The organism is Microbacterium jejuense, from assembly GCF_039544225.1.
Classification (GTDB): domain Bacteria; phylum Actinomycetota; class Actinomycetes; order Actinomycetales; family Microbacteriaceae; genus Microbacterium; species Microbacterium jejuense.
Map to the genome: position 1 here is coordinate 265,597 of NZ_BAABLG010000005.1, position 18,451 is coordinate 284,047.

Consider the following 18,451-nt stretch of genomic DNA (forward strand, 5'->3'; position numbering starts at 1 on the left):
CACGCAACGAGAGAACGAGACTCAGATGACGATGACCCCTGAACAGGCGGCCTGGTTCCAGGGCACCTTCGCGCGACTGGTCGACAACGTCGACCAGGCCCTCATGGGCAAGCGCGAAGTGGTGGCGCTGGTGCTGTCGGCGATGCTCGCCGAGGGCCACGTGCTGCTGGAGGACGCGCCCGGCACCGGAAAGACGAGCCTGGCCAAGGCGCTCGCCGCGACGGTGCAGGGCACCAGCACGCGCATCCAGTTCACGCCCGACCTGCTGCCGTCCGATGTGACGGGCGTCACGATCTACGACCAGACCTCGCGCCGCTTCGAGTTCCACCGCGGTCCGGTGTTCGCCTCGATCGTGCTGGCAGACGAGATCAACCGCGCCTCGCCGAAGACGCAGTCGGCGCTGCTGGAGGTCATGGAGGAGTCGCGGGTCACCGTCGACGGCGTGGCGCACGAGGTCGGCCGCCCGTTCCTGGTGATCGCGACGCAGAACCCGATCGAGCAGGCGGGCACGTACAAGCTGCCCGAGGCGCAGCTCGACCGCTTCCTCGTCAAGACGTCGATCGGCTACCCCGACCTGGCTGTCGCCGAGCGCATCCTCGCCGGCGCGGCCGACCGCAACCCGTCGGCGCACCTGCCGGCCATCATCACCACCGGCGCCGTCGCCGACATGGCCGACCTCGCCGCCACGGTGCACGTCGACCCGGCGGTGCTGCGCTATACGGCGCAGCTGGCCGAGGCCACGCGCGACGACAAGGCGACGCGCGTGGGCGTCTCGGTGCGCGGCTCGCTCGCCATGGTCCGCATCGCGAAGGTGTTCGCCGCCGCGCAGGGCCGCCACTTCGTGCTGCCCGACGACGTCAAGGCGCTGGCCGGCCCGGTGTGGACGCACCGCCTCGTGCTCGACCCCGAGGCCGAGTTCGGCGGCACGTCGGCCGAGATCGTCGTGGGCCGTGTGCTCGAGTCCGTCGCGGCCCCGCAGGCGAGGTCCGCGGCCTGATGGCGACAGAGGCACTCGGGACGCACGCCGCGGCACAGGACCGCCGCGCGGGGAACGGCCGGCAGGCGCTGACCGTCCTGCGCGCCGCCGGTCGCGTGCTCGGCCGCATGCTCGGGGTCGTGCGCCCCGCCGCCTGGGTGCTGATCGGCGCCGCCCTCGTGCTGTGGACCGCCGGGCAGTCGCTCGGCTGGTGGGAGCTCACTGTGACGGCGGTCGTCATCACCGCCGTGCTGCTGCTGTGCCTGCTGTTCCTGATCGGTCGCACCGCCTACGACGTGGCGCTCGACCTCAACCGGACGCGCGTCGTCGTGGGGGAGCGTGCGGTCGGCGCACTGACGCTGTCGAACACCGGCACCCGCGCGATCCTGCCGTCGCGCGTGCTGCTGCCCGTCGGCAACGGCCGCGGCGTCTTCGACGTGCAGCGGCTTGCGGCGGGGGAGTCCGCCGAAGAGCTGTTCGCCATCCCGACCTCGCGCCGCGCGGTCGTCAAGGTCGGTCCGGTCAGCGTCGTCCGCGGCGACCCGCTCGGCCTCTTCGAGCGCGTGCATCGCCGCGACGAGCCGGTCGACCTGTTCGTGCACCCCCGCACCGTGCTGTTCGACGGGCAGTCGCTCGGCTTCCTGCGCGACCTGGAGGGTCTGCCGGCGACCGACCTGTCGCCGGACGACGTGTCGTTCCACGCGCTGCGCGAGTATCAGGCCGGCGACGACCTGCGCCACGTGCACTGGAAGTCGACGGCCCGCACGGGGCACATCATGGTCCGCCAGTACGAAGAGACGCGCCGCTCGCACTTCGTGATCGGCCTGTCGACGAGCCCCGCCGACTACCGCGACGCCGACGAGTTCGAGCTCGCGATCTCGGCTGCGGGCTCCCTCGGGCTGCGCGCCCTGCGCGACTCGCAGCGCGTCGAGGTGCGCGTGCAGGAGCGCGCGCTCCCCGCGGCGACCGGCAAGCAGTTCCTCGACGCCCTGTCGGGCCTGGAGCACTCGCGCGCCCGCGCCGGCGGCATCGTCGAGCTCGCCGGCTCGGTCGCCGCGACACTGGCTCTCGCGAGCGTCGTCGTGCTGGTGTGCGGCAGCAGGGTCGACCCGGCCGAGCTGCGCACCGCGTGCAGCCGCCTGCCGTTCGGCGCCCGTGTGCTCGCCGTCGTGGTCGCTCCCGCGGGCACGGCTCCCGCGCTGCGCCGCATCGGCGAGGCCGACGTCATCACGGTGGGCGCGCTCGAGCAGCTGCCGCTCGCGCTGCGGAAGGTGCTCGCATGACCGCCCCCGCGACCACGGCCGCCGCGGCGAAGGCCTCGGCGCCCCGTCGCACCGTCGTCGAGCCGCTGTCGACCCGCCGCTGGATCCTCGACCTCGTCGCCGTCGGCGTCCTGCTGCTGATCCCGATCATCGGCTTCTGGCCCACGTTCGACGGGCCCCGCTACCTCGTCGCGGCGCTCGGCGGGCTCGCGCTCGGCATGGGACTCGCCGTCCTCGGCCGCCGCTACCGCTGGGGCGTCCTGGCGCTGGCCGGTGCGACAGTGGTCGTCTACTTCCTCTTCGGCGGCGCGCTCGCGCTGCCGGCCACCACCGTCGCGGGCGTCGTGCCCACCGTCCGGACGCTGGGCCTGCTGGCCCTCGGCGCCGTGATGTCGTTCAAGCAGCTGCTGACGACTGTCGCGCCGGTCGCCGCCGACGACGGCCACATGATCGTCCCGTTCCTGCTCGCGCTGGTCGCCGCCGTGCTCGCGACGTCGTTCGCGCTGCGGCTGCGCAACGCCGCGTGGGCGCTGATCCCCGCCGGCGGGTTCCTCGCCGCCGAGATCGCGCTCGGCACCTCGCAGCCGTTCGTCCCGGTCGTGCAGGGCGTCGTGTTCGGCCTCGTCGCCGTCGTGTGGATCGCCGTGCGCCAGGCCTGGCGGCCGCAGGCCGCGGCCGTCTCGGTGGGTGAGGGGGCGGCATCCCGCACCGCGACCACGCGCCGCATCATGATGGGCGCCGGTGTCATCGTGCTCGCCGGCGCCGTGGGCGTCACGACGAGCGCGTTCGCCGCGCCGGCCTCGCCCCGCTACGTGCTGCGCGACGTCGTGATCCCGCCGTTCGACATCCGTGAGTTCGCCAGCCCGCTGCAGTCGTTCCGCGCGTACGTGCGAGACCACTCCGACGACACGCTGTTCACCGTCAAGGGCCTTCCGAAGGACGCCCGCGTGCGCCTGGCGACCATGGACGAGTACAACGGCATGGTCTACAACGTCTCCGACCAGGGCCTCGGGTCCTCGGGCGCGTTCTCGCAGGTGCGCACGAACATGTCGGCCGACGCGAAGGGCGCCGAGGCGAAGGTGCGGGTCGAGATCGGCTCGCTCGAGAGCGTGTGGATGCCGGACGCCGGCGCCGTCCGCAGCATCACGTTCGCCGGCGCCGACGCCGATGAGCTGCGCCGCTCGGCCCACTACAACGAGTACACCGAGACGGGTGTCGTGACGGCGGGTCTCGGCAAGGGCGACGCGTACACGCTCGACAGCGTGATCCCCCGGACCTGGAGCGACGAGCAGCTCGCCGAGCAGAAGTTCGCACCGGTGACGCTGCCGAAGCAGGATGGCGTGCCGAAGAGCCTCGCCGATGTCGCGTCGACCGCGGTGGCCGAGGCATCCACTCCCATCGAGCAGGTGCGTGCGCTCCAGCAGTTCCTCTCGGAGGACGGGTTCTTCAGCCACGGTCTGAAGAACCAGCCGCTGTCGCGCGCGGGGCACGGTGCGGAGCGCATCTCGACACTGCTCGGCTCGAAGCAGATGGTCGGCGACGACGAGCAGTACGCCGTCGCGATGGCGCTGATGGCGCGCGAGCTGGGCATCCCGGCGCGCGTCGTCATGGGGTTCTACCCCGACGAGGACGAGGCCGGCTCGGGCACCTTCGCGGCCAACGGCGACAACCTGCACGCGTGGGTCGAGGTGGCCTTCGACGAGGCCGGATGGGTGTCGTTCGATCCGACGCCCCCCGAGGACCAGGTCCCGAGCGACCAGACCACGAAGCCGAAGGCCGACCCCAAACCGCAGGTGCTGCAGCCGCCGCCCCCGCCGCAGGAGCCGGTCGACCTGCCCCCGACGGTGGCCGACGACCGCGGCTCCGACGACGACGACGGCTTCGACGCCGGCATGCTGTGGCTGATCGTGTCGATCGGCACGGGCGCGCTGGGCGTGCTCGCCGTGCTGCTCGCGCCGTTCATCGTGATCGGCCTGCTCAAGGCGACGCGTCGCCGGCGCCGGCGCCAGGCAGAGCGCGCCGCCGACCGCATCAGCGGCGGCTGGGACGAACTGGTCGACCGCGCCTCCGATCTGGGCGCCCCGGTGCGTCCGGGCGCCACGCGGCAAGAGGACGCCGGCGTGCTCACGACGGCCTTCGCCGAGCCGCGCGTGGCGACGCTCGCACACCGCGCCGACTCCGAGGTGTTCGGTCCGGCCGAGCCCACGCCCGCCGACATCGACGCGTTCTGGACCGAGGTCGACGAGCTGGTCGGCGGCATGGCCCGCAAGCGCTCGGTGTGGCGACGCCTGCGTGCGCGCCTGAGCCTGCGTACGCTCCTCGAAGGCACCCGCTTCGCGCTGCCGTCGCGCAGCGTCCCCGACGCCCGGCGCGCGCCCGTACGCGCCGATCCCCCCGCACAGGAGAACGAATGACAAGCAGCCCGCCAGGAGCCCCGGCCGCGGCATCCCCCGGACGCCGGGTGGGGGCGTACGCGATCGACCTCGCGATCGCCTACGCGATCGGCGGCGTGCTCGTCGGCATCACGGCCGGTGTCGTCCTCGGCGCGGCGCAGAGCATGCAGCCCACCGCGCTGGCGGCGGTCGCGCTGCTCGCGTACCTCGCTGTCGCGCTGCTGATGCTGGCGTGGATGCTGGTCTACACGGCGATGCAGGGCGGTCGCGGCTCGATCGGCCAGCGGGCGCTGCGGGTGCGCCTGCAGGACGCGACGACCGGCGGCGCCATCGGCTTCGGCCGCGCGCTGTGGCGCAACGTCGTCTTCGGCCTCGCGGGATCGATCGTCGTGGGCTACTTCTCGCCGCTGTTCGACCAGAGCGGTCGCCGTCAGGGCTGGCACGACCTCGCTGCCAGGGCTGTCGTCGTCGACGCCGGGGCGAGGGATGCCGCGTCCCCGGCGGCGTACGCGAGCCCTGCCGCGCGCGCCGCGGCCGGGAACCCCTACGTCGGGATGCCTACCGCGGCCACGACGGTGATGCCGGCGCCCGGCACCGCACCCGTTCCCCGCCCTGCTCCGGTCGCCGCCCCGGTCGCCGCACCCCCGGTGCCGCCGGTGCCCGCGCCCCCGGCCGGGTACTCGATCGTCGAGGACGACCTGGCCGGCGCCACCGAACTGCGCCCGTCGGCGGCGCCCGCGCGGCAGGCTCCCAGCGTCAGCCGTACCGCCGGGGTCACCCCTCCCGCCGCCGTGTACGCCTCGCAGCCGGCCGGCGTGATCGCCGAGGTGCCGTGGCACGGCACCGGCGCACCCGCCACGCCCGGCGCGCACGGCACGGCCGTCGCCAGGCCCCCCGCCGGGTTTCCTGAGATGACTGTCCCGTTCCCCGAGGCCACGACCACCGAGCCGCTGGGTGCGCTCGCCGCGCTCGTGGCTCCGGCATCCGCACCGGCTCCCGCTCGCGCGGCGCACCCGGCGCCGGCTCCGGCGGCGTACGCCCCTCCTGCGCCGGCTCCCGCTCCGGCGGCGCACCCGGTCCTCGCGCCCGTCGTGACTCCTGCGCCCGCCCCGGCCATGGCCCCTGCGGCGGTGTCGCCCGGGGCCGCGGGGGGTGCGGCATCCCTCGCCCTCGCCGGCGACGACATCGACGAGACCCGCCTGGCCGTCGCGCCGCCCGCCCAGCGCGCGGCGCTGTACCCCGACGCCCCGGTGATCGCCGTGCTGACGTGGGACGACGGCACGCGCATGGCCGTGTACGGCCGCACGCTGTACGGCCGCAACCCCGCCGCCGAGGAGGGCGCGGTCACGATCGCGGTGCGCGATGAGACGCTGTCGCTGTCGAAGACGCACTTCGAGCTCGGCGGCGACCCCGCCGCGGCCTGGATCGCCGACCGGCACTCGACCAACGGCACTGTCCTGGTACGCGACGGCGGTCGCATCCCGCTCGCGGCCGGTGTGCGCACGACGCTGCGCGCCGGCGACCGCCTCGAGTTCGGCGACCGTGCCGTGACGGTGGGTGCGGCATGATGGCCGGCCTCTCCGTCCCGATCGCGGTGGCGTTCGGCGCCGCGACCGACCCTGGGCTGCGCCGCCGCATCAACGAGGACTCCTACCTTGCGCAGGCGCCGCTGTTCCTCGTCGCCGACGGCATGGGCGGGCACAACGCCGGCGAGATCGCGAGTGCGACAGTCGTCGAGGTGTTCCAGCAGCTGGCCGGCCGTGAGAGCCTCTCGCAGGCCGACGTGCACCAGGCGCTCACGATCGCCCGCCGGCGAGTGGCCGAGCTTCCCCCGGGCGGGGGAGCGGGCGCGGGCACGACGCTCGCGGGCGTCGTCGTCGCCGATGTCGACGGCGACGGCTACTGGCTCGCCGTCAACCTCGGCGACTCGCGCACGTACCGCCTGAGCGACGGCGTCTTCGAGCAGGTGAGCGTCGACCATTCCTTCGTGCAGGAGCTGGTGGATGCCGGCGAACTCGACGCCCACCAGGCGCACACCGACTCGCGCCGCAACGTCATCACGCGCGCGATCGGCGCCGGGAGCGACTCCGAGGCGGACTACTGGCTGATCCCGGCCGAAGAGGGCGACCGCATCCTGGTGTGCTCCGACGGGCTGTCGGGCGAGCTGGAGCAGGACGCGATCCACGGCATCCTGCTGGCCGAGACCGACCCGCAGGCGGCGGCGACCAGGCTCGTGCACGAGGCCATGCTGCGAGGCGGCCGAGACAACATCACGGCCCTCGTCGTCGACGCGCTCGCGGTGCGCAGCCGGAACGCGCGATCAGGCGATCGCGATACGGTTCCGGTAGGTGCGCCCATGGCCGCCGTCGAGGCCGACTTCGACATCGACGCCGACACCCTCCCCCGGGCGGCCTTCTCTGGAGGATCCTGATGCCGACGCTGTACGCCCCCGGCACGACGCCCGTCGCGGTGACCCCGCGCGGGTTCGCGGCGCTCGAGCCCGGCGCGTCCGCCGCGCTGCTCGGCCGCGTGCGGACGGTCGTCGCCGACGGGCGCGGGCTGGGCGGCGTGATCGAGGCCCTGACCGGGGCCTACGGCACGTCGCTGACGGCGATCCCTTCGTTCGCTGTCGCGCTGGTCGAGGGCGACGCCGTGCGCCTGGCGGTGCGCGGCGACTTCGCATTCGACGTCGAGGGCGGCGCGTCCGAGCGCATCTCGGGCGCGGGTGTCACGACCTGGACCGAGCGCGTCATCCCCGGCGTCGTGCGCGTGGCGCTGCAGCCAGGCGACGCCGCTGATGCGTCCGGTCCGGCCGAGCTCCCCGTCGCGGATGCCGTCGTGCTCGCGTCGAAGATCGTGTGGGATGCCGCAGCCGCCCCCGCCGGGACAGGCCCGGTGGCGACGCCCGCCGCCGCATCCGCTCCTCCCGGGTCCGTCCCCGATCCTGCTCCGCAGTCACGAACCGCGGCGCGGCGCGGCGCCGAGCCGCAGAACCTGACAGCGGAGCCGATCGGCGATGCTGCAGCGCAGTCGGTCAGCGCGACTGTGGCGCCGGAAGACGCGCAGGAGCCGACCGTCGAGCCGGAGAAGGCGCCCTCGCCCGTCACCGCCGAGATCCCGATCGTGGACCCGGCGCCGTCGACGGCCGGGCTCATCGATTCGAGCGCGGTGCACAACCTCGCCGGCGACGAGACGCTGGTGCCGACCGATTCCGCACTGTCGCAGCCGCGCCCGCCCGCGCGCGAGCCGGTGGCAGCACCGGTCGAGGATCCTGCGATCGCAGCCACCGTGATCCGCGGCGAGACGGGCGGAACGGTCGCTCCCGCGCCCGCCGGCGATCACGACGGTGCGACGATCTCGCTCGCACAGGTCCGTGCGATGCGGGCAGGTGCCGCCGGTGCGGCAGGTGCGGCATCCACCACGACCACGCCGCCGCCGCTCGCCCCGCCGCGTCCGCCGGCGCCGGGGCGCATCCGCGTCTCGAGCGGCCAGGTGGTCCTGCTCGACCGCACCGTCGTGATCGGCCGCCGGCCGCGGTCCACCCGCGTGAGCGGCACCGACCTGCCGCACCTGGTGGCGGTCGACAGCCCGCAGCAGGACATCTCGCGCAGCCACGTAGAGCTGCGCGTCGAGGGCGAGAGCATCGTCGCGACCGACCTGCGCACCACGAACGGCACGACCCTGCTGCGCGCCGGCTCCGACCCGGTGCGGCTGCACCCCGGCGAGGCGACGGTCGTGATCCGCGGCGACGTGCTCGACCTCGGCGACGGCATCACCGTCGCGATCGAAGGGGTGTCGTGATGGCCAAACGCGCGCCCATGGCACCGCCCGACCTTCCGGGCTTCACCTACGTCGACCTGCTCGGCTCGGGCGGCTTCGCCGACGTGTACCTGTACGAGCAGGCGCTGCCCAAGCGCCGCGTGGCCGTCAAGGTGCTGCTCACCGACCGCATGTCGAGCGACTCGGCCCTGGAGTTCGCCGCCGAGGCCAACGTCATGGCGATGCTGTCGACGCATCCCGCGATCGTGACGATCTACCAGGCGGGCGTCGCGCGCGACGGGCGCCCGTACCTGGTGATGGAGTACTGCCCGCGGCCCAACCTGCAGGTGCGGTACCGGCGCGAGCCGTTCTCGGTCGCGGAGTCGCTGCGCGTCGGCGTGCAGGTCGCCGCAGCCGTCGAGACCGCGCACCGCGCCGGTGTGCTGCACCGCGACATCAAGCCGGCCAACATCCTCGTCACCGAATACAACCGGCCGGCGCTCACCGACTTCGGCATCGCCTCGACGACGACCGCCGCAGCGGAGTCGGCGGGTCTGTCGATCCCGTGGTCGCCGCCCGAGTCGTTCGCCGACGTGCCGCGCAGCGATCCTCGCTCGGACGTCTACGCGCTCGGCGCCACCGTCTACACGCTGCTCGCCGGCCGCTCGCCGTTCGAGCTGCCCGGGCAGCGCAACAACGCCGCCGAGCTCATCTCGCGCATCGAGACGCTGCCGCTGCCGCCGCTCGGCCGCGCCGATGCTCCGGTCTCGCTGCAGCGCGTGCTCGAGCGCGCGATGGCGAAGTCCTCGGCCGACCGGTATGAGAGCGCGCTGGCCTTCGCCCGCGCGCTGCAGACCGTGCAGATCGAGCTGTCGCACTCGGTCACGCCGATCGACATCCTCGACGACCAGCTGCCCGACGACATCGAGGACGACGAGGACGACGGCCTCACCCGTGTGCGCGGCGTCGTCAGCATCGACCCCGAGACGACCCCCGCCGCCGGCATGACCCGTCCCTCGGCGGCCACGACGCCGGTCGCGCCCCGCTTCGCGCCGAGTTCCACGGCACAGACGCCGCCGGTGTTCGACCCGGTCGACGAGGCGACGGTGATGCGCGTCGCGCCGACCGCGTACGCCGACACGACTCGCGGCGGGGCGCCAGTGGCAGCACCGGTCTCGCTCGATGAGACGGTCATGCGGGCGCCGGTGCCGCTCCCGGTGGCCACCAGCGCTGTGCCGACGGCGGAGGCGGAGGTGGATGCCGCGCCCCCGCGCCGCCGGACCGGACTGTGGATCGGGCTCGGCGCGGCTGCGCTCGTGGTCGTCGCGATCATCGTCGGGGTGTCGCTTCCCGGGATGCTGAACGGGACGCCGGCGCCGGCGGAGACCGCGGCGACGGGGAAGCCGCAGGACGTCGTCTCGACCGTCGTCGCGCCGGTGACCGACGTCGAGGGAAAGGTGACCGGGGACAAGGTTCGGTTCACATGGACGAATCCCGATCCGAAGGACGGCGACCACTACCTGGTCGAGGTCGTCTCCCTCGCGGATGCCGAGACCGAGACACAGAACGTCGATGAACCGAAGATCACGGTGGCGGCGTCCGTGTCCGGCGACACCTGTATCGATGTTCTGCTCGTGCGCAAGAACGGCACTTCCCAGGACAACGACCAGCCGACCCGGGGGTGCGCGAAGTGAGCGGCCCGGTGTCGGATCAGCTGAGCGTCGAGTTCGCCGGCGAGGAGTTCGCGGTGGCGCCCGACGAGGTGTTCACCGTGGGCCGCGAGGGCGACCTCGCGATCGACGACAACCTCTTCCTCCACCGCAACTTCTTGACGATCCGCAACGTCGAGGGGCTCTGGCTGCTGTCGAACGTCGGCACGCGCCTGTCGGCGACCGTCACCGACACCGGGGGCCGCGTCCAGGCGTGGCTCGCGCCGGGCGCGCGGCTGCCGCTCGTGTTCGCCGCCACGACTGTCATCTTCAGCGCCGGGCCCACGACGTACGAGCTGACCATCCACGCCGCCGAGCCGACGTTCCGCGAGACGCAGCCGCCGTTCGCCGACGACGATGACGGGCTGAGCACGATCGGCGACGTGCCCCTCACGCACAGCCAGCGGGTCATGATCCTCGCCCTCGCCGAACCGGTGCTGCGTCGCGAGGGCACCGGCATGAGCGAGCTGCCGACATCGGTGCAGGCCGCCGAACGCCTCGGCTGGACCCTCACCCGCTTCAACCGCAAGCTCGACAACGTCTGCGACAAGCTCGACCGCGCCGGGGTCCCGGGCCTGCGGGGCGGGGTGCGCTCCTATGCGACCAACCGCCGCGTGCGGCTGGTCGAGCACGCGATCGCCGCGCGCATGGTCACGCGCGACGACCTGCCGCTGCTCGACCTCGAGCACGACAACGCCGTGGGCCTCGCCGACGACTGAGACCCGGCGCCCCCTCGGTCGTTGAGCGAGCGGAGCGCGTCGACACGCCGCAAGCCGCTCATCGGAGCCGGCAACGCTCGCGGAATACGCGCCGTGCCCAGTTGCCGAGAGCGTCTCACGACGTCTCGTCGCCGCTCGCGGGGCGACCGGGCGGCGAGCTCAGCGCCCGGCGTCGTAGAGGTGCCGGCCGCCGTGGCTGACGACCTTCACCACGATGCCGCGGCGGTGCAGCTCGGTGACGGTGCGGGTCTCTTCGTCGATGTCGCGGCCGAGTGCGTGCACGTTCGCCACGACCACCACGTCGCCGCGCGTCAGGCGGCCGAACAGGCGGGTCAGGCGCTCCTCCCACGACTCCAGCGTCTCGGGCGCGGGGTGACGGAAGCCCTCGATCGGCACGCCGAACCGCGTCAGGTCGTTTCGCTGCTCGACCACCGACGGCATGTCGTCGCGGGCGATGACGAGCCCGACCAGGCGGGAACCGGCCGGCCGGGCCAGCCACCAGGTGCGGTCGCCCTGCAGCTCGGTGAAGCACTTCGGGCACTCGGCCGCGGTGTGCGGAAGAGTGAGCGGCGCAGTGTCGGGCGTGACGGCATCCGGACGGGTCGTCGGTGTCGTGTCGCTCATATGAGTGCCCCCTTGCTCGGCCCCCATTGTCTCACCCGGCCGGGGCTCAGTCGTCGCCCAGGCGCAGCTCGACGCTGAGCTGGTCCGCGTCGAGCTCCGCCAGCGCGTGGCGCAACGCGGCGGTGCTGTACGCGCCGCCGTGGCTGAGCTGCTCCAGCTCGGCGCGCATCGCGGTGATCGACGCGAGCCGCAGTTCGAACAGCTCGACGGGGTCGATGTTGCTCACCTCTTCGCGGGGCGGCTGCGCGAAGCGCGCTCGCTGCGCCATCAGCTCGGGAGAGAACGGGCGTCCGTCACGGCGCTTCAACTGGGGGTCGTGGAGAGCGGATGCCGCCGCAACGCGAAGCTCGTCATCCAGGCGTCCGATCTCGCGCTGCAGGGCGCCGTCGCCGGCGGCGACGGGGAACTTCAGCACCTTCACGAGCCACGGGAGCGTGGAGCCCTGGATCGCGAGGCTGCCCGCGGCGACCGCGAACGCGATGAGCACCAGCAGCTCGCGGGACGGGGTGTCGCGGGGAAGGGTCTGCGCCGCAGCGAGGGTGACGACTCCGCGCATGCCGGCCCACACGATGACGGTGCCGTGCTTCCATCCGAGCGGCTCGGACTGGTAGTAGTCGATGTCCTGCAGCGCGGTGGTGACCCGTCGTCGCATCGACGACACGCGCCGCTGCGTGCGCTCCTCGTCCATCGGAGCGCCCGGTCCTCCGCGGCGTCCGCCGCGCCCGCTCTCGCGGGGGCCGCCCCGCTCGCCCGCGCGAGAGCCGCCCCGCGGGAGGGCGACCGCGCCGTCCGCGATCTGGTCGAGCCGGTCGTTGAACGACTCCAGCCGTTCCTTCGACTGCTGCTTGCGGGCCGCGCGGCGGGTCTGCAGCCACACCAGCAGCGACACGTAGGCCGTGCGGACCACCATGATCACCACGAACGCGAGCGCAGCGATCTCGAGTCCGGTGCCGAGACCGTTGTGCTTGGCGAAGTTGTCGGTGACGATCTGCTTGAGCTCGAGGCCCATGATGAGGAACACCGCGCCCTCGAGCATGAGCTCGACCGTCCGCCAGGTGAGTTCGTCCGATCGGCGCTGCTCGGGCGAGAACCGTCGCGCGGCGCCCTGGCCTGTGACGATGCCCGCGACGACGGCAGCCACGAGCCCAGACCCGCCGAGGTGCTCGGTCGGAAGGTACGCGACGAACGGCACGACGAACCCGATCGCCGTGTTGGCGGCGGCGTGGTGCACGAGGGCGCGCAGCCGCAGGTTGATCCAGCCGACGACACCGCCGACGACGAGGGCGATGAACACGCCCCACGCGAACGCGGGCAGAAAGCCGAAGGCGGCGTCGGTGGCCTCGACGCCGGCCTCGCCCGCGGAGCCGCTCGACACCGCGAACGCGGCTGAGGCCACCATCGTGCGCATGAGCACCAGGGCAGTGGCGTCGTTGAGCAGGCTCTCGCCCTCGAGCATCGTGACGACGCGCCCCGAGATGCCGAGGCGCTTGACGATCGAGGTCGCCACGGCGTCTGTGGGGCTCAGGATCGCGCCCAGCGCGACGCCGAGGAAGATGTCGACGCCCGGGATCAGCCAGTGGAACAGCATCCCGAGCGCGCCCGCGCTGACCAGCACCAGCACGAACGAGAGCCCCGCGATCGCGCCGAAGTCGCGGCGGAACTCGATGGCAGGGATCGCGACCGCCGCCGAGTACAGCAGCGGCGGCAGCACGCCGACGAGGATCCACTCCGGATCGATCTCAGGCACCTCGACGAACGGCAGCAGCCCCACGACGATGCCGACGACCACGAGGATCAGCGGGCCGGCGATCCGCACTTTCGGGGCGATGGCCGTGGCGACCGCGATCGCGATCACGGCCAGGATCACGACGACCAGCGCTTCCATGGCCTTGAGCCTATTGCGCCGCCCCTGCCCAGAGCGCCGTCAGCCCAGGACGCCGAGAGCCGTGACCGCGTCGCGTTCGGCGACCAGCTCGGCGACGGATGCATCGATCCGGGCACGTGCGCGATCGTCGAGGTCGAGGCCCTCGACGATCTCGTACCCCTCGCCGTGCGAACGCACCGGGAACGAGCACACGAGCCCCTCGGGCACGCCGTACTCGCCGCGCGAGACGACGGCCGCCGATGTCCAGGTGCGGTGCGGCGTGCCCAGCTGCTCGTCACGCAGGTGGTCGATTGCGGCGTTGGCGGCCGAGGCGACCGACGAAGAGCCGCGCACCTCGATGATCTCGGCGCCGCGCTTGGCGACCCGCGGGATGAAGGTGTCGTCGAGCCACCGGGTCGCCGCTTCACGCCCGCCCAGCCGTTCTGCGAGCGCATCGATCACCATCGTGTCGTTCGAGTCGACGACGGCGTGCGCCACGTCGGGGAACTGCGACGCCGAGTGGTTGCCCCAGATCGTGACGCCCTCGATCCGGCCGGCACCGAGCCCCAGCACCTCGGCGAGCTGGCCGACGGCGCGGTTGTGGTCCAGGCGCGTGAGCGCGGTGAAACGGTCGGCGGGAACGTGGGGAGCAGCGGATGCGGCGGCGATGAGCGCGTTCGTGTTCGCGGGGTTGCCGACCACCACCACGCGCACGTCGTCGTCGGCGACGGCGCCGATCGCCTTGCCCTGCGGGCCGAAGATGCCGGCATTGGCGGCGAGCAGGTCGGCGCGCTCCATGCCGGCGGTGCGCGGGCGTGCGCCGACGAGCATCGCGATGCGTGTGCCGTTGAAGGCGGTGAGCGGGTCGTCGGTGACGTCGACGTCGACCAGCTGCGGGAAGGCGCAGTCCTGCAGCTCGAGCGCGGCGCCCTCGGCCGCCTTCATGCCCTGCGGGATCTCGAGCAGCCGCAGCCGCACCGGACGGTCGGGGCCGAGCATGTCGCCGGCGGCGATGCGGAACATCAGCGCGTAGCCGATCTGCCCTCCGCCGCCGGTGATGGTCACGGTCGTGGGTGCGCTCGCCATGCCCCGAGCCTATGCCCGCGGCATCCCGATTCCTGTGGAAAGCAGGCCTGTTCCGTGCTCCGATCAGGCTCTCGCGGTACCGTGACACACATGACGTTCAACGAGAACGCCAACGTCGGGGGGAACACGGCGCGGCGTCGCGGGGCGGGCGTGGCAGTCGCAGGCGGCGGGGTCGTAGGCCTCGGCGCCATCGCCGTCCTGCTGCTGCAGCTGTTCACCGGGCAGGATTTCTCGAGCGTCCTGCCGCTCGCGCCGCAGACCGGAGCGGCCGGCAGCGACTCCGGGATCGCCCAGTGCGAGACCGGCGCCGACGCCAATGCCGACGACTCCTGCCGGCTCGCCGCCGGCAGTGTCGTGCTCGACGAGTACTGGACGACGCAGGTGCAGGGCTACCGCGCCCCGACGCTCGTGATCGTCGACGGCTCGACCTCGTCGCCGTGCGGGACGGCATCCAATCAGACGGGGCCGTTCTACTGCCCGAGCGATGAGACGGTCTACGTCGACCCGACCTTCTTCGGCCTGATGCGCGAGCAGTTCGGCGCATCGGCGGGCGACCTCGCACAGCTGTACGTGCTCGCCCACGAATACGGGCACCATGTGCAGAACATCGCCGGGATCATGCAGCAGTATCCGACCAACGGCAGCGGAGCCGCCAGCAACGGCGTGCGCACCGAGCTGCAGGCCGACTGCTTCGCCGGCGCCTGGGTCGGGGCGATGACCGAGGAGCGCGACGAGAACGGGGTACCGTATCTGCAGGCCCCGACGCAGGCGCAGATCGCAGATGCGATCGATGCCGCGGGCGCCGTCGGCGACGACAACATCCAGCAGCAGTCCGGGGGCTTCGTGAACCCCGAGACCTGGACCCACGGCTCCAGCGCGCAACGACAGCGCTGGTTCCAGCTGGGCTACCAGGGCGGTGTCTCAGCCTGCGACACTTTCGGCGTTCCGGGGGGAAGCCTATGAACGAGCATCTCGACGACATCCTGTATCCGCCCATCGAGCCGTACGACACCGGCACGCTGCTGGCGGGCGAGGGCAACCGCGTCTACTACGAGCAGGTGGGCAATCCCGACGGCAAGCCCGTGGTGTTCCTGCACGGGGGCCCCGGCGCGGGTGCGTCGGCCTGGCACCGCCGCTTCTTCGACCCTGACGTGTACCGCGTCATCCTGCTCGACCAGCGCGGCTGCGGCCGGTCGACGCCGCACGCGAGCGAGCCGCGCGCCGACCTGCGCCACAACACCACGTGGCACCTCGTCGCCGACCTCGAACTGCTGCGCAAGAACCTCGGCATCCCGGCGTGGCAGGTCTTCGGCGGATCGTGGGGGAGCGCCCTGGCGCTCGCCTATGCGCAGGCGCACCCCGATGCGGTGACCGAGATCGTGCTACGCGGCATCTTCACGCTGCGCCGCCACGAGCTGGAATGGTTCTACGAGGGGGGTGCGGCATCCATCGTCCCGGATCTGTGGGAGGACTTCATCGCCCCCATCCCGATCCTCGAGCGCTCGCGCATGCTGCAGGCCTACCACCGCCGGCTCGCCGACCCGAACCCTGCCGTGCATGTGCCGGCGGCGGTCGCGTGGACCCGATGGGAGGCGTCGAACCTGACGCTGCTCCCCGATCCCGAGCTCGTCGAGGCGATGACGTCGCCCCGCGAGGCGGTCGCGTTCGCGCGCATCGAGAACCACTACTTCCTTCACGGCGGCTGGTTCGAGCCCGAACAGCTGATCGCCGGGGTCGACCGCATCCGCCACATCCCCGCCGTCATCGTGCAGGGACGCTACGACGTGTGCACGCCCGCCATGACCGCGTGGGACCTGCATCGGGCGTGGCCCGAGGCCGACTTCGTGATGATTCCGGATGCCGCCCACGCGGCCTCCGAGCCCGGCATCGCCGCAGCGCTCCGTGCCGCGACGGACCGCTTCGGCCGGGCGGCGGACGTCGCTGAGATCGAGGAGCCGGAGCCGGAGCCGCAGCCGGAGCCGGCGGAGGCCGATTCCGGTCGTTGAGCGGAAGCGCACTCGCACCCGAGCCCGAGCGCGCGACGCCTCTCTCCTCTGTCGACAACGCGGTTTCTCGCCGAGAAACCACGTCATGCCCGGCGACAACGTGGCCGTTCGGCGAGAAACCGCGTTGTCGACCAGGGAACAGGGGGATGAGGGGATGAGGGGCGGAGACGGGATGCCGGTGACGGGGAACGCCCAGCCGCTCACTGGTAGGGTGGAGAACCTTGCAGCGCGTTCCCCCGCGCTTCTCGCGTCGTAGAACGCTTCCCTCGCCGGCATCCCGAGATCCGAACTCGCACCGGCTGACATCTTTCGTACGGCGACCCGAGGGCGAGATCCGCCCCGGCCACCGACAGGGCACCGTCGTGCCCAGAGACAGACACTCATGACCGAAACGACTTTCGGCGCGCTCGGCGTGCCCCAGCCCCTCGTCACCGCGCTCGCCGCGGCGGGCAAGACCACCGCGTTCCCGATCCAGGTCGACACGCTCCCCGACACGCTCGCCGGCCGCGACGTGCTGGGCCGCGGCAAGACCGGCTCGGGCAAGACGCTCGCCTTCTCGATCCCGATGGTCGCGCGCCTGGGCACGACCCTCGCCGGCGGACCCCGCCGCAAGGGCCGCCCGCTCGGCCTCGTGCTCGCCCCGACCCGCGAGCTCGCGACGCAGATCGACGCGGTGCTCGCGCCGCTGGCTGCGGCCTACAACCTCACCACGACCACGATCTTCGGCGGCGTGAACCAGAACCGCCAGGTCAACGCCCTCAACGCCGGCGTCGACATCGTCGTGGCGTGCCCGGGCCGCCTCGAGGACCTCATGAAGCAGGGCTTCGTGCACCTCGACGCCGTCGAGATCACCGTCATCGACGAGGCAGACCACATGGCCGACCTCGGGTTCCTCCCGGGTGTCACCCGCATCCTGAACGCGACGCCGTCGGGCGGTCAGCGGCTGCTGTTCAGCGCGACCCTCGACAACGGGGTCGACAAGCTCGTGAACCGCTTCCTGCAGAACGAGGTGCTGCACTCGGTCGACGAGGCGCACTCGCCCGTCGCCGCGATGACGCACCACGTCTTCACGCTCGCCGACGCCGACGCCAAGAAGGACGTCGTCAAGGCGCTCGCGTCGGGCATGGGCCGCCGCATCCTGTTCATGCGCACGAAGCACCAGGCCAAGAAGCTCGCCAAGCAGCTCACCGCGCAGGGCATCCCCGCGGTCGACCTGCACGGCAACCTGTCGCAGGCGGCGCGCGACCGCAACCTCGCGGCGTTCTCGTCGGGCGAGGTGAAGGTGCTCGTCGCGACCGACGTCGCCGCCCGCGGCGTGCACGTCGACGACGTCGAGCTCGTCATCCACGTCGACCCGCCCATGGAGCACAAGGCGTACCTGCACCGCTCGGGCCGCACGGCCCGCGCGGGGGCGGAGGGTGCCGTGGTCACGCTCGTGCTCCCCGAGCAGAAGCGCGACGTGTCGCAGCTGCTGCGCAAGGCCGCGATCTCGGTCGAGCCTGTCGCCGTCACGGCCGAGTCGGCCGAGGTGACCGCGCTCGTCGGCCAGGTCGCGCCGTACGTCAAGCCGGCGCCGGTCGCGGCTCCCACCCGCGGTGGTGGCCAGAGCCAGGGCGCCAACGCCCAGCGCAAGCGCGCTGCGCGCGAGGAGCGGACGGATGCCGGCGGCCAGGGCCGCAACGGCGGATCCGGCCAGGGCGGTCGTCGCCGTCGCGGCGGCTCGGGCCAGGGCGGCCAGGGCGCCGGTCAGCAGGCTGCCGGCGGTCAGCGCCGGGACGCGGCATCCACTCACGAGAAGTCTTCGCACCAGCGTCAGGACCAGAGCGCCGGCCACGGCCGCTCAGGTCAGCAGGCAGCGGGCAACCCGCGCACGCCCGGTCGCCGCGCATCGTCCGGCGGTACCGGCAAGCTGATGGTCGGCTCGGTCGTCCGTCAGAACGGCGGCAACCGCCGCGGCGGCCGCTGATACGCAGTCCTTCCTCGAAACGCCCTGTCGCTCCTCGCGGCAGGGCGTTTCGTCTTTCGTCACCCGCGGGCCCCTGAGCGAACGACG

At 72.8% G+C, this 18,451-nt stretch carries 14 protein-coding genes; 11 read left to right on the plus strand and 3 right to left on the minus strand.

Annotated elements, in window-relative coordinates; translation table 11 throughout:
* Positions 1-25 precede the first annotated feature (25 nt).
* From ABEA46_RS10875 to ABEA46_RS10910, 8 genes are read left to right on the plus strand one after another with little or no spacing between them, the layout of a single operon-like run.
* Positions 26-997 (plus strand): AAA family ATPase, encoded by a 972-nt coding sequence (locus ABEA46_RS10875; RefSeq protein WP_345544565.1) that lies wholly within the window; start codon positions 26-28, stop codon positions 995-997.
* Positions 997-2,259 carry a DUF58 domain-containing protein gene (locus ABEA46_RS10880; protein WP_345544566.1) on the plus strand — a complete coding sequence of 421 codons (1,263 nt, stop codon included), beginning with the start codon at positions 997-999 and terminating at the stop codon, positions 2,257-2,259. The genes ABEA46_RS10875 and ABEA46_RS10880 overlap by 1 nt, the downstream gene beginning before the upstream one ends.
* Positions 2,256-4,652 (plus strand): transglutaminase-like domain-containing protein, encoded by a 2,397-nt coding sequence (locus ABEA46_RS10885; RefSeq protein ID WP_345544567.1) that lies wholly within the window; start codon positions 2,256-2,258, stop codon positions 4,650-4,652. The genes ABEA46_RS10880 and ABEA46_RS10885 overlap by 4 nt, the downstream gene beginning before the upstream one ends.
* A complete protein-coding gene (locus ABEA46_RS10890) occupies positions 4,649-6,199 on the plus strand; it encodes an RDD family protein (protein ID WP_345544568.1) in 1,551 nt (516 codons plus the stop codon). The genes ABEA46_RS10885 and ABEA46_RS10890 overlap by 4 nt, the downstream gene beginning before the upstream one ends.
* Positions 6,199-7,062: a PP2C family protein-serine/threonine phosphatase gene (locus ABEA46_RS10895; RefSeq protein ID WP_345544569.1), complete on the plus strand. Its 864-nt coding sequence runs from the start codon at positions 6,199-6,201 to the stop codon at positions 7,060-7,062. Before ABEA46_RS10890 ends, ABEA46_RS10895 begins: the two co-directional genes overlap by 1 nt.
* The gene (locus ABEA46_RS10900; RefSeq protein WP_345544570.1) at positions 7,062-8,432 is read left to right on the plus strand and encodes an FHA domain-containing protein; all 1,371 of its coding nucleotides are present in this window, start codon (positions 7,062-7,064) and stop codon (positions 8,430-8,432) included. Before ABEA46_RS10895 ends, ABEA46_RS10900 begins: the two co-directional genes overlap by 1 nt.
* 17 nt (positions 8,433-8,449) lie before the next feature.
* Positions 8,450-10,084, plus strand: coding sequence for a serine/threonine-protein kinase (locus ABEA46_RS10905; protein WP_345544571.1), 1,635 nt, complete (start codon positions 8,450-8,452; stop codon positions 10,082-10,084).
* A gap of 8 nt (positions 10,085-10,092) precedes the next feature.
* Positions 10,093-10,818 carry a hypothetical protein gene (locus ABEA46_RS10910; RefSeq protein ID WP_345544572.1) on the plus strand — a complete coding sequence of 242 codons (726 nt, stop codon included), beginning with the start codon at positions 10,093-10,095 and terminating at the stop codon, positions 10,816-10,818.
* A gap of 159 nt (positions 10,819-10,977) precedes the next feature.
* On the opposite strand, the gene ABEA46_RS10915 is transcribed toward ABEA46_RS10910, so the two are convergent.
* Genes ABEA46_RS10915 through ABEA46_RS10925 form a run of 3 tightly spaced genes read right to left on the minus strand, consistent with a single transcriptional unit; the run spans position 10,978 to position 14,392 of the window.
* Positions 10,978-11,442, minus strand: coding sequence for a recombinase family protein (locus tag ABEA46_RS10915; RefSeq protein ID WP_345544573.1), 465 nt, complete (start codon positions 11,440-11,442; stop codon positions 10,978-10,980).
* Positions 11,443-11,488: 46 nt separating this feature from the next.
* On the minus strand, positions 11,489-13,327 hold the full coding sequence (locus tag ABEA46_RS10920) for a cation:proton antiporter (protein WP_345544574.1): 1,839 nt from the start codon (positions 13,325-13,327) through the stop codon (positions 11,489-11,491).
* Positions 13,328-13,366: 39 nt separating this feature from the next.
* The gene (locus tag ABEA46_RS10925; protein ID WP_345544575.1) at positions 13,367-14,392 is read right to left on the minus strand and encodes a malate dehydrogenase; all 1,026 of its coding nucleotides are present in this window, start codon (positions 14,390-14,392) and stop codon (positions 13,367-13,369) included.
* A gap of 90 nt (positions 14,393-14,482) precedes the next feature.
* Between ABEA46_RS10925 and ypfJ the strand changes: the two genes are divergently transcribed.
* The 3 genes from ypfJ (at position 14,483) to ABEA46_RS10940 (ending at position 18,364) form a co-directional block, all read left to right on the plus strand.
* On the plus strand, positions 14,483-15,355 hold the full coding sequence (gene ypfJ / locus ABEA46_RS10930) for a KPN_02809 family neutral zinc metallopeptidase (RefSeq protein ID WP_345544576.1): 873 nt from the start codon (positions 14,483-14,485) through the stop codon (positions 15,353-15,355).
* Complete coding sequence (pip, locus tag ABEA46_RS10935) at positions 15,352-16,398, plus strand: prolyl aminopeptidase (protein ID WP_345544577.1); 1,047 nt, start codon at positions 15,352-15,354, stop codon at positions 16,396-16,398. Before ypfJ ends, pip begins: the two co-directional genes overlap by 4 nt.
* 382 nt (positions 16,399-16,780) lie before the next feature.
* Positions 16,781-18,364, plus strand: coding sequence for a DEAD/DEAH box helicase (locus ABEA46_RS10940; RefSeq protein ID WP_345544578.1), 1,584 nt, complete (start codon positions 16,781-16,783; stop codon positions 18,362-18,364).
* The last annotated feature ends 87 nt before the right edge of the window (positions 18,365-18,451 follow it).

What these genes read in the sequence shown, in the direction of transcription:
- ABEA46_RS10885 (WP_345544567.1), top strand. Translation starts at nt 2,256, where the DNA reads ATGACCGCCCCCGCGACCACGGCCGCCGCGGCGAAGGCCTCGGCGCCC.
- ABEA46_RS10925 (WP_345544575.1), bottom strand. Translation starts at nt 14,392, where the DNA reads ATGGCGAGCGCACCCACGACCGTGACCATCACCGGCGGCGGAGGGCAG.
- ABEA46_RS10940 (WP_345544578.1), top strand. Translation starts at nt 16,781, where the DNA reads ATGACCGAAACGACTTTCGGCGCGCTCGGCGTGCCCCAGCCCCTCGTC.
- ypfJ (WP_345544576.1), top strand. Translation starts at nt 14,483, where the DNA reads ATGACGTTCAACGAGAACGCCAACGTCGGGGGGAACACGGCGCGGCGT.
- ABEA46_RS10875 (WP_345544565.1), top strand. Translation starts at nt 26, where the DNA reads ATGACGATGACCCCTGAACAGGCGGCCTGGTTCCAGGGCACCTTCGCG.
- ABEA46_RS10915 (WP_345544573.1), bottom strand. Translation starts at nt 11,442, where the DNA reads ATGAGCGACACGACACCGACGACCCGTCCGGATGCCGTCACGCCCGAC.
- ABEA46_RS10880 (WP_345544566.1), top strand. Translation starts at nt 997, where the DNA reads ATGGCGACAGAGGCACTCGGGACGCACGCCGCGGCACAGGACCGCCGC.
- ABEA46_RS10920 (WP_345544574.1), bottom strand. Translation starts at nt 13,327, where the DNA reads ATGGAAGCGCTGGTCGTCGTGATCCTGGCCGTGATCGCGATCGCGGTC.
- ABEA46_RS10905 (WP_345544571.1), top strand. Translation starts at nt 8,450, where the DNA reads ATGGCACCGCCCGACCTTCCGGGCTTCACCTACGTCGACCTGCTCGGC.
- ABEA46_RS10900 (WP_345544570.1), top strand. Translation starts at nt 7,062, where the DNA reads ATGCCGACGCTGTACGCCCCCGGCACGACGCCCGTCGCGGTGACCCCG.
- pip (WP_345544577.1), top strand. Translation starts at nt 15,352, where the DNA reads ATGAACGAGCATCTCGACGACATCCTGTATCCGCCCATCGAGCCGTAC.
- ABEA46_RS10890 (WP_345544568.1), top strand. Translation starts at nt 4,649, where the DNA reads ATGACAAGCAGCCCGCCAGGAGCCCCGGCCGCGGCATCCCCCGGACGC.
- ABEA46_RS10895 (WP_345544569.1), top strand. Translation starts at nt 6,199, where the DNA reads ATGGCCGGCCTCTCCGTCCCGATCGCGGTGGCGTTCGGCGCCGCGACC.